The sequence below is a fragment of the Rahnella sp. R3(2024) genome (genome assembly GCF_042920125.1).
Lineage (GTDB): Bacteria > Pseudomonadota > Gammaproteobacteria > Enterobacterales > Enterobacteriaceae > Rahnella > Rahnella rivi.
In genome coordinates this window covers 351,259-365,536 of the sequence record NZ_JBHGBU010000001.1, presented here as the reverse complement: position 1 = coordinate 365,536, position 14,278 = coordinate 351,259, and the positions used below count along the sequence as shown (strand labels likewise).

Genomic DNA, 14,278 nt, shown 5'->3' with positions numbered 1-14,278 from the left:
AACGATGAGACTTTGCGATCGAGATATAGAAGCCTGGCTGGACAGTGGCAAATTAGGCATTTCCCCGCGTCCGCCTGTCGAACGTATTAACGGTGCTACAGTAGATGTACGTCTGGGTAATGGATTTCGCGTTTTCCTCGGGCACAACGCAGGTTTTATCGATCTGAGTGGCCCGAAGGACGAAGTCAGTGCCTCTCTCGATAAAGTGATGAGTGATGAGATCGTCCTGCCTGAAGGCGAGGCGTTCTTCCTTCATCCGGGCGAACTTGCGCTGGCCGTGACGTTTGAAACCGTTTCTATTCCCGACGATCTGGTCGGCTGGCTGGACGGGCGTTCCTCCCTCGCACGTCTGGGGTTAATGGTTCACGTGACGGCACACCGTATCGATCCGGGCTGGCAGGGACGCATCGTGCTGGAGTTCTATAATTCAGGTAAATTGCCACTGGCGCTTCGCCCGGGCATGTTGATTGGTGCATTGAGCTTCGAGCCACTTTCCGGCCCGGCGGCACGCCCTTATAACAGCCGTCAGGATGCGAAATATCGCGACCAGCAAAGCGCGGTTGCCAGCCGTATTGATGAAGACTGATTCAGCTTTTTATCCGCAGGTCGGATAAAAACGTGAGGAAGGCATGAGAAGACTACTGACGACACTGGTTATTTTACTGGTGGTTATCATTGCCGGCATGACTTCGCTGGTATTTCTGATCAATCCAAACGACTTCCGCCAGTACATGGTGGAGCGGGTTGAGATGAAAAGCGGTTATCAGCTCGCGATTAACGGTCCGTTGCGCTGGCATGTCTGGCCTCAGATGAGCATTATCGCAGGGCAAACCTCCCTGACTGCGCCGGGTGCGAAAGCGCCGGTGGTCAGCGCGGAAAACATGCGGCTGGACGTCAAACTTTGGCCGCTGCTTTCTCATCAGCTTGCGGTAAAACAAGTGCTGTTGAAAAATGCGGTTGTCCGGTTAACGCCTGACAGTGAAGAAAACCAGCCCGGCGCGCCGGTGGCTCCTTCCACCCCGACGCCAGTGGCGCCGGCAGCACCCGATCTTGAGGCTGGCTGGAAATTTGATATCGATAAATTGAGCATCGTCGACAGTTTGCTTATCTGGCAGCGTGGCAACGATGATCAAATTAATGTTCGTGATATCAACATGGAAATGGACAAGAACGATAACCGTCAGGCCACTCTTCAGGTTTCCAGCCGCATCAGCCGCAATCAGCGCGATCTGGCATTCACCATGACTGCCGAACTGGATATGCAGCATTATCCTCAGGCCTTCGCGGCGAATATCAGCAAATTTACCTATCAGCTCAGCGGTGCCGATATTCCGGTTAAGGGCGTTCAGGGTAGCGGTGCTATGCAGGCCAGTTATCAGCGCGATACGGATACCGTCAAACTTAACCAGCTGAACTTAACGGCGAACGAAAATCAGATCGCCGGAACCGCATCTGCCACGCTGGGCGATAGTCCTGATTATCAGCTGAATTTAACCGCCAATAAGCTCGATCTCGATGCCCTTAGCGGCTGGCAGCCTAAAACGGATGAGACATCCGGTGAAAGTACGCCTGCTGTTACCTCAGCACCGGTCATTGCCCGTGATGTGGACAATCAACCCAATGGTTTAAGTAATCTGCAAAACTTCGATGCCAGTCTGGCGCTGAAGGTGGCAGAGTTGACCTATCGTGGTTTGAAAATTCAAAATCTGGTACTGAACGCGGTTAATCAGCAGGGGCAGGTCGGTTTATCCACCTTTAGCGGCAACATGGGCACAGGTACCTTCTCATTGCCTGGCGATATGGATGTCACCGGTAAACAGATTCAGGTTCATCTGGTGCCGGACGTGAACAAGATTGAGTTGGGGGATGTACTGGCCGCCTATGGCCTGCCAAAAGCGCTGACCGGGAGCTTCACACTCAAAGGTGACGTAAATGGCAAAGGGCTTTCCGCCGCAGATTTCGCGCGACGCTGGCAGGGTGAAGGACAACTCTCAATGGATAATGCGCATCTGAATGGCATTAATATTCAGCAGCTTATCCAGCAGGCCGTTGCCCGCAGCAGCGACAAAGTTCAGGGGCTTGAGCGTTATGATCATTACAGTCAGATCGATACGCTGAGAGCTCAGGGACAACTTGCCGCGGGTACCTTAACGCTGAAAAATCTTGAAGGTCAGTCGCCGATGGTGACAGCGAAAGGTAACGGCACCATTAACATGGCAGATCAGCAGGTTGACATGAACTTGCTCATCCGTGTGACCGGTGGCTGGAAGGGTGACAGCAATCTGATTAATACACTGAAAACCACCGATATCCCCCTGCGGGTTTACGGGCCGTGGGCTCAGATGGGTTATCAGTTGCAGGTTGATCAGGTGCTGAGACAGACGCTGGAACAGAGCGCGCGCAGCGCGATTCAGAACTGGATAGATAAACGTAAAGACAGCAAAGGAAATGACGAAGTAGAAAAGCTTCTGAATAAGTAATGTCTTACGAATAAAAAACGGGTGCCTTAACAGGGCACCCGTTTTTTTTTACAACAATGATTAAACTTCGTAGTCGTTGTCGTTTTGCGGCTTCAGTGATGTGATTTTCACTTTCAGGATCCGGTGACTGCTGACTTCCAGTGGCTCGAACAAATAATCATAAATGGTGATTTGCGCCCCCACCTGCGGGATGCTTTGCGTATGCTCCATCAGCAGCCCCGCCAGCGTATGGTATTCACGTTTCTCGTCAACCGGCAGGGCGATATACATCACCAAATCTTCAAGCGGCATATAGCCATTGGCGATCCAGGTGCCGTCTTCCAGTTGCTGAATGTCATGACGTGCGTCAGGGGTTTCATCCGACTCCGGCAGGTTCCCGGCGATGGTTTCCATCACATCCGTCAGCGTCACAATGCCTTCAACGGAACCGAATTCATCGACCACGAAAGCAAAGTGCGTTTTGGCCTGACGGAACTGTTCGAGGGCCATCAGCAAAGAAAGTTGTTCGGGGAAGATCAGCGGTTGACGGATCAGCGCCTTAAGATCGAGTTCATTTTGTAACAATTGCTGTTTCAGCAGATCAACCACGTGAACCACGCCCAGCGGTTCATCTGTTGAGCTGTCTTCTGTCACCAGAATACGCGTGTGCTGATTATTGGCAATTTGCTGCGTTAACACGTCAACCGGGTCGTTAAGCTCCAGGTTATCAACATCATGGCGTGAGGTCATCACGCTGCTGACGGTGCGCTGTCCGAGCCCCAGAACGCGTTCAATCATGTGACGTTCCTGCTGATTGAAAATCGCATCCTCTTCATTTGCGCTGTCGGCAATCATGCCCGAGGAATGTGCATCCAGTTCCGCTTCTTCATGCTTACCGCGCAGAACACGCAGAACCGTCTCGGCAGTGCGTTCACGCAATGAACGGCGGGAGGACAAAAAACGTCGACGGTTAAACTGTGCCAGCTGGTTCAGGCCTTCAATGATCACCGAAAAACCAATTGCAGCGTAAAGATAGCCCTTAGGGATCGCATAGCCGAAGCCTTCCGCAACCAGACTGAACCCGATCATCAGCAGGAAGCTAAGGCATAAAATCACAATAGTCGGATGCGCATTAACAAAGCGCGTCAGCGGACGGCTTGCCAGCAACATCAGACCCATGGCGATACATACCGCAACCATCATTACGGCGAGGTGATCGACCATCCCGACGGCCGTGATGACCGAGTCCAGCGAGAAGACGGCATCGAGCACAACAATTTGCGCGACAACGGGCCAGAATTTTGCCCCACTATGTTGCTGAGTTTGCTCTTCGTCTTTCCCTTCAAGCCGCTCATTTAACTCCATCGTGGCTTTGAACAGCAGGAACACACCGCCGGTCAGCATGATCATGTCTCTGGCACTGAATGCATGGCCCAGCACAGTCAGAAGAGGGCGGGTGAGTGTAGACAGCCAGGAGATCGAGGCCAGCAACAGTAACCGCATCACTAATGCCAGTAAAAGCCCGGTGACACGCGCCTTGTCGCGTTGCTGACGAGGAAGTTTTTCCGCAAGAATGGCGATAAAAATGAGATTATCTATGCCCAGAACAATTTCGAGTACTACCAGGGTAGCCAGCCCGGCCCAAATCGACGGATCGGCGATCCATTCCATATTACTTTTTTCACCTTTAGTCACACGGCGGTTGCCGCACGTTGAATAATGGGCGCCAGAGGAGGAAAATTCAAATCTAAAACAGTGGGGTACCCTGCCTGATGGGAGGATTAGCACATCAGGGACCGCTAAGTTAGAGTGGCTAAACCAAATGATTTGGAATGCAGCAAATTGTGATGATAAAACCGCCGAACAGGTTCAACATTCCTAATTTTGCGTCTTAGGCTTACCGTTTGGTGCTGCTTACTGGTATCGTAATCACATATACAGAATATGTATTTGATGTTCCGGGTGAGCAGTATGGTCCCCTAAATGACATCACAGGGTCTATACTCACGGAAGAAAATATCGTGCTGGGTAATAAGTTTGCATTTACATTTTCAGCCTGGTGAACTACCTGACGTACTTTGGTGCTAACTGACTGAATTTACACACAATAGGTTTCAAGGAGTATCCTTTACAATGTTAAAAGCTGTTATCCCTGTTGCCGGTCTGGGCACACGCATGTTGCCAGCGACGAAAGCCATTCCAAAAGAAATGCTGCCTATCGTCGATAAGCCTTTAATCCAGTACATCGTTAATGAATGTGCTGCAGCGGGCATCAAAGAAATTATTTTGGTTACGCATTCCTCAAAAAATGCGATCGAAAACCACTTCGATACCTCATTCGAATTGGAAAGCATGCTGGAAACACGCGTCAAGCGTCAGTTGTTGGAAGAGGTGCAGTCCATCTGTCCTAAAGGTGTGACCATCATGAACGTGCGTCAGGGGCAATCCAAAGGTCTTGGTCATGCTGTTCTGTGCGCCAAGCCATTGATTGGTAATTCACCTTTCGCAGTTATCCTGCCAGACGTTCTGATGGACGATTCCACCAGCGATCTGCGCAAAGATAACCTTGCCGCCATGCTGACCCGTTTTAAAGAAACCGGTAACAGTCAGGTTATGGTTGAAGAAGTGCCGGAAGAAGACGTTTCTAAATATGGCGTTGTCGATTGTAACGGCGTTGAGGGTGAGCCAGGTAAAAGCACACCAATGACGGCAATCGTTGAAAAGCCAGAGCGTAAAGATGCGCCATCCAACCTGGCAGTAGTAGGACGTTATGTTTTCTCCGAAGATATCTGGCCGCTGCTGGCGATCACACCTTACGGCGCAGGTAACGAAATTCAGCTGACAGATGCTATTGCACTGTTGATGAAAAAAAAGACCGTTGAAGCTTTCACTATGACCGGTCGTTCACATGACTGTGGCGATAAGCTGGGTTACATGAAAGCCTTTGTGGAGTACGGCGTGCGCCATAACTCACAAGGTGACGCTTTCAAAGCCTGGCTTAAAGAGTTTGCTGGCGAGTAATCTACTGACTTTTGTGGTTCTGAAAGCACCATTTTTATGGTGCTTTTTTATGAGCGAAGAGATCCTGCTTGTGAACATGACCGCACAGCTAAAAAGACTTCTATGAAAGAGTGATTTACTTCTTTATGCCTGAAAAATAGGCAAGCAGTCACTTATTTATTAATCGAAATCCTATTATAAAGTAATCATGACCGAAGCATTTATGCATCGATTACCTACAGTACGTTATCTGTACAATGTTGTTGTTTAAACAGGCATTTATTCACAAAATAGGTGTGTTTAGGCTGCGTTAATCAGAGTATTGAGCTAGGCTATGTGCACAAACATAAATCAACATTAAACCGTGGCTGAAAATCATATTATGGCAACTCTGAAGTTTATATATTACTGAATTAGCGATGGAAAAGTAGAGTGACTGTTATTAACCGATTTGTGTACAGCGCTAACCGGTTACGTTTTTAAACAAAATCAATGTGTTCTGAAGATTATCGCGATGTCTTTTAAGATGATTAGGTCTTGCTATCGCATACGTTTAGGATAAAAATTACCGATTAAGTCAGTCAGGGGAGGTTCCCTGGTTAGTAAGAGTGGAAGATGGTACTCTTATAAGTGTTTGATATTTAGTTTGTTATCAAAATAAGCACATTGGTAGCTTCAGAGCCAGGGGCGGTAGCGTGGATTTTTACTGTACACTGTTTGCCCGCAGTACAAATTTACTTCGTTTTTGTCTCCATTACCAAGACCGACAGGGTTGTTCAGGTCGTAAGTTTACCGGAAGCAAAATTTATTAAATGGCTAAAAAACTACGTTCATGAAGTTTCATAAGTATTTATCATATATTAATAATATTTAGGGTGTATAAAACATTAATCTATTGAACATGGTGCGGTCATGCAAGAATATATTATAATATTTTTTAGTGCGTTAGCTTCATTATTTGTTGCCCGTAGGGTTGCCCGGCGCGTAGGATTAGTAGATAAACCTAATGCAAGGAAACATCATAACGGGCATATTCCTCTTGTGGGCGGAGTTTCAATATATATATCTATTTGGGTGTTGTTTTTTTTACAACCAAATTGGTTTCCAAATTTTGAATACTACATTATCTGTGTGAGTCTTCTGTTATTTGTTGGTGTATTGGACGACAGGTTTGATTTGCCAGTTACGCCGCGAATTTTGCTCCAGGCTTTTGTCGCTATTGTTATGATGTTCAGTGGGTTACATCTTTCTTCTTTAGGCGATATATTCCTGGGATATGCTGTTGGATTGGGCGTACTAGGATATCTGATTACTATTTTTGCTGTTATGTGTGCAATTAATGCATTCAATATGGTGGACGGTATTGATGGACTTTTGGGGGCATTATCATGCGTAAGCTTTGCCTCTTTAGGTATCGCCTTCACTTTACATGGAAAATATGAACTTGCACAGTGGTGTATTTGTTTAACCATCGCCTGTTTACCCTATATTCTTCTCAATCTTGGCATCCCGTGGGGACGTAAATTTAAAGTGTTCATGGGAGACGCCGGGAGTACATTAATTGGATTTACCGTAATCTGGTTAATTATTCTTGCGACGCAGGGTACAACTGCCATATTGCATCCGGTTACAGCATTATGGATTATCGCTGTTCCTTTGATGGACATGATTCGCGTTATGATTTCAAGGGTCAGACGAGGTGACAGTCCCTTCAAGCCCGATCGTGAGCATTTACACCACATATTATTGAAATATGGTTTTACGCATTCAACTGCGTTAGGTGTTGTATTGGCCATAGCAATATCATTCTCTGCAGTAGGCATCTACGCTGATATGATGAATTATAACCAGCTTGGTGTTCTCATTTTGTTTATTGCTTGTTTTGGCGCTTTTGTGTTGTTTATAAATAAGCTGGCTAAGATAGGGTCTCTTAAAGAAAATAATAGATCATAGCGATATTTTAAAACTTAAAATTCAGATTTAAGATGGATAAAAAGAGAAAGTTAAATGAAGATATTAGTGACAGGTGGTGCTGGGTTCATAGGATCTGCGGTAGTTCGCCATATTATAAATAATACTCAAGATAGCGTGATTAATGTCGATAAGCTGACCTACGCAGGTAATCTTGAGTCTGTTTCCATGATCGCTCAGAATGACCATTATGCTTTCGTCCAGGCTGATATCTGCAATAAAGAGGCAATTGATCAGATTTTTGCGGTGCACCAACCTGATGCCGTCATGCATCTGGCTGCCGAAAGTCATGTTGACCGTTCAATTACGGGGCCGGCTGAATTTATTGAAACCAATATTGTAGGGACTTATACCTTACTTGAAGCGACGCGTGCTTATTGGTCACAGCTGACGGGCAATAAAAAAGAGGCATTCCGTTTTCATCATATCTCTACCGATGAAGTTTATGGAGACTTGCCTCATCCGGATGAGTGGAATGCTGAGGAAAAACTTCCTCTGTTTACTGAAAAAACGCCTTACGCACCAAGCAGCCCTTATTCAGCATCGAAGGCATCAAGCGATCATCTGGTTCGCTCCTGGCAGCGCACGTATGGCCTCCCTTGTATTGTCACCAACTGTTCTAACAACTACGGGCCGTATCATTTCCCGGAGAAACTCATTCCTTTAGTGATTTTAAATGCATTAGAAGGAAAGAGTTTGCCGATTTACGGTAAGGGCGATCAGATTCGCGACTGGTTATATGTAGAGGATCATGCTCGCGCGCTTTATACCGTGGTCACTAACGGCGAAGTTGGCGAGACATACAATATCGGAGGACATAATGAGAAGAAAAACTTCGATGTGGTTCTGACTATTTGTGATCTGCTGGATGAACTGGTTCCTAAAGAAAAATCCTATCGCGAACAGATCACGTATGTGACTGACCGCCCGGGTCATGACCGTCGTTATGCGATTGATGCAGAGAAAATTAATCATGCACTTGGCTGGAAACCGGTCGAAACCTTTGAAAGCGGTATCCGCAAAACTGTTCAGTGGTACTTAGATAATAAGTTGTGGGTGAACAACGTAAAAAGCGGAGCCTACAAGACCTGGGTTGAGCAGAATTATGGAGAGCGCAAATAATGAATATTCTTCTGTTCGGTAAAACGGGTCAGGTAGGTTGGGAATTACAGCGAGCACTCGCACCGTTGGGAAAGGTTATTGCGCTTGACGTACATACGCAAGAATATTGCGGAGATTTCAGTAATCCTGAAGGCGTTGCAGAAACAGTTCGCCGAATTAAACCTGATGTGATAGTCAACGCAGCTGCCCATACAGCTGTTGATAAAGCGGAATCAGAACGGGATTTCGCACAGCTATTAAATGCAACAAGTGTTGAAGCTATTGCAAAAGAGGCTGCTGCCATCGGTGCTTGGTTAGTCCATTATTCCACAGATTACGTTTTCCCTGGTGATGGCGTAACCCCATGGACTGAGGATGATGCAACCGGGCCGTTAAATACTTACGGTGAGACGAAACTTGCCGGAGAAGTGGCCGTTCAGAAGTATTGCCCGAAACATCTGATTTTTCGTACAAGTTGGGTGTATGCCGGTAAAGGCAACAACTTTGCTAAGACTATGCTTCGACTTGCTAAAGACAGAGAAGAACTGTCAATCATCAATGATCAGTTTGGCGCGCCTACAGGTGCAGAACTGCTTGCCGATTGTACTGCTCATGCAATCAGAGCAGCGCTTAGTAAGCCTGAAGTCGCGGGTCTTTACCATCTTGTAGCTTCGGGTTCAACAACCTGGTTTGACTACGCAAATTTGGTTTTTGCTGAAGCTCAGAATAACGACTTTAAACTGGCCTTAAAGCAAACGCTACCTGTTGCGACAAGCGCGTATCCAACACCCGCACGTCGCCCAAATAACTCCAGGCTCGATAACCGTAAATTCCAGGACACCTTTAATTTAACCTTGCCATCCTGGGATATCGGCGTTAAACGCATGCTTGCAGAGTTATTCACACCTTCAGGCCTATAAAATGATTGTACTGCCTCAAGGGGCAGATTAAAAAATTGAGAGCTTAATATGACCACTCGTAAAGGAATTATTCTCGCAGGCGGATCTGGTACACGTTTATATCCTGTAACAATGGCAGTGAGTAAACAACTCTTACCTATTTATGACAAGCCTATGATTTATTACCCGATCAGCACACTCATGCTGGCGGGCATTCGGGATATATTGATTATTAGTACCCCGCAAGATACACCGCGTTTTGAACAATTGCTGGGAGACGGTAGCCAGTGGGGGTTGAACCTGCAATATAAAGTTCAAGAAACCCCGGATGGTCTGGCTCAGGCTTTTGTAATTGGTGAAGAGTTTATTGGTGACGATGATTGTGCCCTGGTACTTGGTGACAATATTTTCTACGGAAATGATCTTCAAAAACAACTAGAAACAGCGGTGGCTAAAAAGTCTGGTGCCACGGTATTTGCATACCATGTTCATGATCCTGAGCGCTACGGTGTTGTTGAGTTTGATAAAGCAGGAGTAGCCATCTCTTTAGAAGAGAAACCTGTAGAGCCTAAAAGTAATTATGCAGTTACGGGTTTATATTTTTATGACAATAGCGTTGTTAAAATGGCAAAAGGATTAAAACCGTCTAAGCGTGGTGAGTATGAAATTACCGATATCAATCGTATCTATATGGAAGAAGGCCGACTTCAGGTTGCAATGATGGGCAGGGGCTATGCATGGTTGGATACAGGTACACATCAGAGCCTCATTGAGGCAAGTAACTTTATTCAAACAATTGAAATGCGCCAAGGACTGAAAGTTGCTTGCCCCGAAGAAATCGCTTTCCGCAAAGGTTTCATAACAGCTGAACAGGTTAGGGTATTAGCCGAACCACTATCAAAAAATAACTATGGTCAATATTTGCTGAAAATGGTCAAAGGTCATTGATTTATGAATGTTATAAAAACTGAAATTCCAGATGTATTAATTTTCGAGCCAAAAGTATTTGGTGATGACCGTGGGTTCTTCTTTGAAAGTTTTAACCAGAAGATATTTGAAGAAGCCGTTGGTGGTAAAGTGAATTTTGTCCAGGATAACCATTCCAAATCTTCAAAGGGTGTGCTTAGAGGATTGCATTACCAGCGTACACCGCATGCACAAGGTAAACTTGTTCGGTGCGCGCAAGGTGAGGTATATGACGTTGCCGTTGATATCAGGGAATCATCTCCGACATTTGGGAAGTGGGTAGGTGTTTACTTATCCGCTGAAAATAAACGTCAGCTTTGGATACCTGAAGGTTTTGCACATGGTTTTTATGCACTTAAAGATAATACAGAATTTTTATATAAAACGACGGATTACTATTCTCCAAAAGATGAATCATGCATCGCTTGGGATGACTCAACCCTAGCAATTGAATGGCCAATTGAAAATTCAAAACCTGAGCTATCTTCAAAAGATCTCTTAGGTAATAAATTTGCAGATATAAATACAAAAAATGTAAATTCTTAAGGCAGATATGAGCCTAATAAAACATAGTATATACAATCTAGCTGGTTTTGTTATCCCTACATTAGTAGCAATTCCTAGTCTAGGTATATTGGCTCGAACGCTGGGAACAGAGAGTTTTGGTTTATTTACCCTTGCGTTTGCTGTAGTGGGATATGCAAGCATTTTCGATGCTGGCCTCACAAGAGCAGTGATTAGAGAAATCTCAATATTTAGAGAGGATTTGCAAGAAAGAAAAAATATAATATCGACAGCAACTATTACCGTAGCAATTCTTGGGCTATTTGCTGCAATATTAATATTTTTATCAGTAGGTGAAATAGCCGGTTTTCTAAACGTTTCGAATGATCTCACTAGCAATTTTGAAAAATCTTTTAAATTACTATCAATAGCAGTGCCTGTATTTTTGGTAAATCAGATTTGGCTTGCCTCCCTGGAAGGGATGGAACGCTTTGCTAATATAAACATTCAGAGAACTATAACCAGTTCAGCCCTTGCAATACTCCCTGCAATATTTGCATACTATAATCATACATTATATTCAGCAATTTTAGGTTTGGTAATCGGTAGAATTGCCTCACTAACAATTAGCTTCTTTTTCGCGCAAAAATTCATTGTCAGTGCAGGTATACGTTTCAATTATAAAACATTGCGACGTCTAATTATGTTTGGTGGTTGGATTACTATCAGTAATATTATTAGTCCTATTATGGTCTATTTCGATCGCTTTGTAATTTCTCACGTTTTAGGTGCGAGTAAAGTTGCATTTTATACGGCACCATCTGAGGCTGTGGCAAGACTCCTAAACATACCTGCGGCCTTGTCGAGAGCATTGTTTCCTAAGTTGAGCAGTAATAGTCTGGCGTCTGATAAAAACAAACTTGAGAAGTTGAGCTTTTATCTTATGCTCGGGGCGTGTTTACCTATAGTCATTGTAGGTTTTGTCTTCGCAAATACTATTATGACTGTTTGGATGGGGAGTGCTTATGCGGGTGAACCTGCTACTATATTAAGAATCCTTTTAATCGGCTTTATATTCAACGCATTAGCGCAAATACCATTTTCAAAAATTCAGGCAGCAGGGTACGCCAAAATTACTGCTACCCTTCACATGTGTGAGTTGGTCCCATATTTAATAGCGCTGTATTATCTTACGAACCATTTTTCGCTTATTGGGACGGCAATTGCCTGGACCTTAAGAGTTAGTTTGGATTTTTTTGCATTATATATTTTGTCTAGGAAGAAATATGTCTCACGTTGATATAGCTATGGCAACCTATAATGGAGAGTCTTATATTGAAGAGCAAATACTTTCTATTATTAATCAAACATACTCTTCATGGACTCTCTACATAAGTGATGATGCATCAACTGACAAAACACTCGACATTATTAACAAATACGAAAAAATAGATCCGCGAATAAAGCTGATTAATACTGAAAGGCAGGGAGGGGTTGTTAACAATTTCAACTGTGCACTCAGGGCGACTCGTGCAAACTATGTCCTTTTGGCCGACCAAGATGACTATTGGAATCATGATCGAGTTGAGAAACTGTTTTCTTATATCTCTGCAAGAGATACGTTTGATAAACCACTGATGGTTTTTAGTGACTTAGAAATTGTAGACGACAAGTTAGTCACGATATCTGAGAGCTTTTATAAAAGTAATTCTATCGATCCTCTGAAGAATTTAAACCCTGTGCAACTATTGTGGAAATGTAGCGTTTATGGTTGTACTACTATACTTAATAGAAGATTGTTAGATAAATGCCTGCCAATACCTGCAGGAATAACAATGCATGATAATTGGTTGGCACTAAACGCCGCCACTGAAAACGGTCTCGAATACCTCGACGTTAGAACTATTCGGTATAGGCAACATAGCAACAACGTCGTTGGTGGTGGAAATAAAGGCTTTATTAAAAAACTTTTATCATTAAATAAGAATATTACTAAGATGATAAAGTATCGTGGAAGTATAAACACTCTACTTGACGAAGCAAAAAATATACCATCGAATGATATTCTGCAGGGAGTAGACATCAAAGGTAAAAAAAGCGTTGGTTTTGCTTTTAAAGAAATATTTCCAGCGATTTTCTTTCAAAGTAAAAAAGCTTATTCAATCTTAATTTTCATTATTTTCATGGTAAAACGATGATCTATTTTATCTATTTTACTTTGTTGTTATTCATAGCGGCTTATGGTTTTCAGAGACAAGGAAGAATATTATCTTTAATCATCACCTTTATAACATTTGCATGTACCTACCCAGCGGGAGGTGATTGGATAGGATATTTCCTGAATTATGACTGTATTGAAAATAGTATTTGTACTGTAAATACACCGACTTTCGAGTTCGGTTTTAATATATTTGTTTCAGCATTTGGTGGGCTTGGTTTTCTTGGGTATAACGCGCTAATTGTTGCCTTTAATGTTTATGCAATCAATCGATTCTCAAAGAAATTCGAAAATCCAGCATTTATATATTTCGCGTTAATGAGTTTTTTTAGTTGGGTTATTTATATTGAGGCTATACGACAATCGATAGCTATTTCATTATTATTAATTGCCATTCCTTACTTATTTAGTAAAGAAAAGTACAAGTACGCATTATTAATCATATTGGCAACAACATTTCACACTACTGCTTTAATTGGTTTGATTTTTCTAATTCCAATGATTTCAGTAAGATTATCTAAGCTGAGTTCATTCGGTGTGTTAATTGTATCAATTATATTTTTGGTAATGCCTGTTGTAACTTTAAATATGGTGTATATGCTTTTGCAGCCTGGTAGTATTGCACAGCAAAAACTTAGTTACTATCTGAGTTCTGAAGCATACCAACCACAATTTTCGGCCGGTATTGGTACCATTTTTGACTTTTTGTTATTATTTATAGTCATAAAAACCTATCTCAATATTAACAAGCATAATGATTTCCAAAAATCCTCTCTAAATATAATAATACCTGGCGTGGTTTTGTATTTTAGCTTTAGCATCATTATTGGAAAGATGATGCCAGTAATGACTCGTATTGGTTGGTATGGTGTACCATTTTTAGTTATTTTGTTGAGTGCAAATATTTCTAACTCAATATTTATTGAAAAGATAAATTATAGGGCAAAAATACCACTTATTAGAATATGGTTGTACTTATTCTTAATATCTCAAATTGCACGCCCTTTGCTTTACGACCATTCAAGATACGGGATTTTAAATCAAACAACAATATTTCAGCAAATTAACTATTTAGATGACCGTGGTCTTTACGCCCGTGCAGAGCAAAAATGTCAAGTACTGCATAAAATGGGGCTAACTTTTCTTTGTTCAATTTAAAG

The 14,278-nt window shown here is 43.3% G+C and carries 12 protein-coding genes; 11 read left to right on the top strand and 1 reads right to left on the bottom strand.

Going from position 1 to position 14,278, the window contains the following annotated elements:
- Window positions 1–4 precede the first annotated feature (4 nt).
- Together dcd and asmA are read left to right on the top strand one after the other, a co-directional pair.
- Window positions 5–586: a dCTP deaminase gene (gene dcd, locus ABSH60_RS01615; protein WP_056769537.1), complete on the top strand. Its 582-nt coding sequence runs from the start codon at window positions 5–7 to the stop codon at window positions 584–586.
- 43 nt (window positions 587–629) lie between these two features.
- Window positions 630–2,480, top strand: coding sequence for an outer membrane assembly protein AsmA (asmA, locus tag ABSH60_RS01610; protein WP_390972415.1), 1,851 nt, complete (start codon window positions 630–632; stop codon window positions 2,478–2,480).
- A gap of 60 nt (window positions 2,481–2,540) precedes the next feature.
- Here asmA and ABSH60_RS01605 read toward each other — a convergent pair whose 3' ends face one another.
- Window positions 2,541–4,130 carry a TerC family protein gene (locus tag ABSH60_RS01605; protein ID WP_217203962.1) on the bottom strand — a complete coding sequence of 530 codons (1,590 nt, stop codon included), beginning with the start codon at window positions 4,128–4,130 and terminating at the stop codon, window positions 2,541–2,543.
- A 462-nt stretch (window positions 4,131–4,592) separates the two neighbouring features.
- On the opposite strand from ABSH60_RS01605, the gene galU reads away from it, so the two are divergent.
- From galU to ABSH60_RS01560, 9 genes are all read left to right on the top strand, one after another.
- Window positions 4,593–5,480, top strand: a complete 888-nt coding sequence (gene galU, locus ABSH60_RS01600) for a UTP--glucose-1-phosphate uridylyltransferase GalU (protein ID WP_056769545.1) — start codon at window positions 4,593–4,595, stop codon at window positions 5,478–5,480.
- An 891-nt stretch (window positions 5,481–6,371) separates the two neighbouring features.
- Window positions 6,372–7,412: a UDP-N-acetylglucosamine--undecaprenyl-phosphate N-acetylglucosaminephosphotransferase gene (gene wecA / locus ABSH60_RS01595; protein WP_217203931.1), complete on the top strand. Its 1,041-nt coding sequence runs from the start codon at window positions 6,372–6,374 to the stop codon at window positions 7,410–7,412.
- 54 nt (window positions 7,413–7,466) lie between these two features.
- A complete protein-coding gene (rfbB, locus tag ABSH60_RS01590; RefSeq protein ID WP_390972412.1) occupies window positions 7,467–8,552 on the top strand; it encodes a dTDP-glucose 4,6-dehydratase in 1,086 nt (361 codons plus the stop codon).
- On the top strand, window positions 8,552–9,451 hold the full coding sequence (rfbD, locus tag ABSH60_RS01585) for a dTDP-4-dehydrorhamnose reductase (protein WP_390972410.1): 900 nt from the start codon (window positions 8,552–8,554) through the stop codon (window positions 9,449–9,451). Before rfbB ends, rfbD begins: the two co-directional genes overlap by 1 nt.
- Window positions 9,452–9,499: 48 nt before the next feature.
- Window positions 9,500–10,378: a glucose-1-phosphate thymidylyltransferase RfbA gene (gene rfbA, locus ABSH60_RS01580; RefSeq protein WP_122094931.1), complete on the top strand. Its 879-nt coding sequence runs from the start codon at window positions 9,500–9,502 to the stop codon at window positions 10,376–10,378.
- Between the two features lie 3 nt (window positions 10,379–10,381).
- Window positions 10,382–10,942 (top strand): dTDP-4-dehydrorhamnose 3,5-epimerase, encoded by a 561-nt coding sequence (gene rfbC, locus ABSH60_RS01575; protein ID WP_122094933.1) that lies wholly within the window; start codon window positions 10,382–10,384, stop codon window positions 10,940–10,942.
- 7 nt (window positions 10,943–10,949) lie between these two features.
- Window positions 10,950–12,200, top strand: a complete 1,251-nt coding sequence (locus ABSH60_RS01570; RefSeq protein ID WP_390972408.1) for an oligosaccharide flippase family protein — start codon at window positions 10,950–10,952, stop codon at window positions 12,198–12,200.
- On the top strand, window positions 12,187–13,098 hold the full coding sequence (locus ABSH60_RS01565) for a glycosyltransferase (RefSeq protein WP_390972406.1): 912 nt from the start codon (window positions 12,187–12,189) through the stop codon (window positions 13,096–13,098). The genes ABSH60_RS01570 and ABSH60_RS01565 overlap by 14 nt, the downstream gene beginning before the upstream one ends.
- The gene (locus tag ABSH60_RS01560) at window positions 13,095–14,276 is read left to right on the top strand and encodes an EpsG family protein (RefSeq protein WP_122094939.1); all 1,182 of its coding nucleotides are present in this window, start codon (window positions 13,095–13,097) and stop codon (window positions 14,274–14,276) included. The genes ABSH60_RS01565 and ABSH60_RS01560 overlap by 4 nt, the downstream gene beginning before the upstream one ends.
- Window positions 14,277–14,278: the final 2 nt, after the last annotated feature.

What these genes read in the sequence shown, in the direction of transcription:
- ABSH60_RS01560 (WP_122094939.1), top strand. Translation starts at nt 13,095, where the DNA reads ATGATCTATTTTATCTATTTTACTTTGTTGTTATTCATAGCGGCTTAT.
- ABSH60_RS01605 (WP_217203962.1), bottom strand. Translation starts at nt 4,130, where the DNA reads ATGGAATGGATCGCCGATCCGTCGATTTGGGCCGGGCTGGCTACCCTG.
- asmA (WP_390972415.1), top strand. Translation starts at nt 630, where the DNA reads ATGAGAAGACTACTGACGACACTGGTTATTTTACTGGTGGTTATCATT.
- wecA (WP_217203931.1), top strand. Translation starts at nt 6,372, where the DNA reads ATGCAAGAATATATTATAATATTTTTTAGTGCGTTAGCTTCATTATTT.
- dcd (WP_056769537.1), top strand. Translation starts at nt 5, where the DNA reads ATGAGACTTTGCGATCGAGATATAGAAGCCTGGCTGGACAGTGGCAAA.
- ABSH60_RS01565 (WP_390972406.1), top strand. Translation starts at nt 12,187, where the DNA reads ATGTCTCACGTTGATATAGCTATGGCAACCTATAATGGAGAGTCTTAT.
- rfbB (WP_390972412.1), top strand. Translation starts at nt 7,467, where the DNA reads ATGAAGATATTAGTGACAGGTGGTGCTGGGTTCATAGGATCTGCGGTA.
- rfbA (WP_122094931.1), top strand. Translation starts at nt 9,500, where the DNA reads ATGACCACTCGTAAAGGAATTATTCTCGCAGGCGGATCTGGTACACGT.
- rfbC (WP_122094933.1), top strand. Translation starts at nt 10,382, where the DNA reads ATGAATGTTATAAAAACTGAAATTCCAGATGTATTAATTTTCGAGCCA.
- ABSH60_RS01570 (WP_390972408.1), top strand. Translation starts at nt 10,950, where the DNA reads ATGAGCCTAATAAAACATAGTATATACAATCTAGCTGGTTTTGTTATC.
- galU (WP_056769545.1), top strand. Translation starts at nt 4,593, where the DNA reads ATGTTAAAAGCTGTTATCCCTGTTGCCGGTCTGGGCACACGCATGTTG.
- rfbD (WP_390972410.1), top strand. Translation starts at nt 8,552, where the DNA reads ATGAATATTCTTCTGTTCGGTAAAACGGGTCAGGTAGGTTGGGAATTA.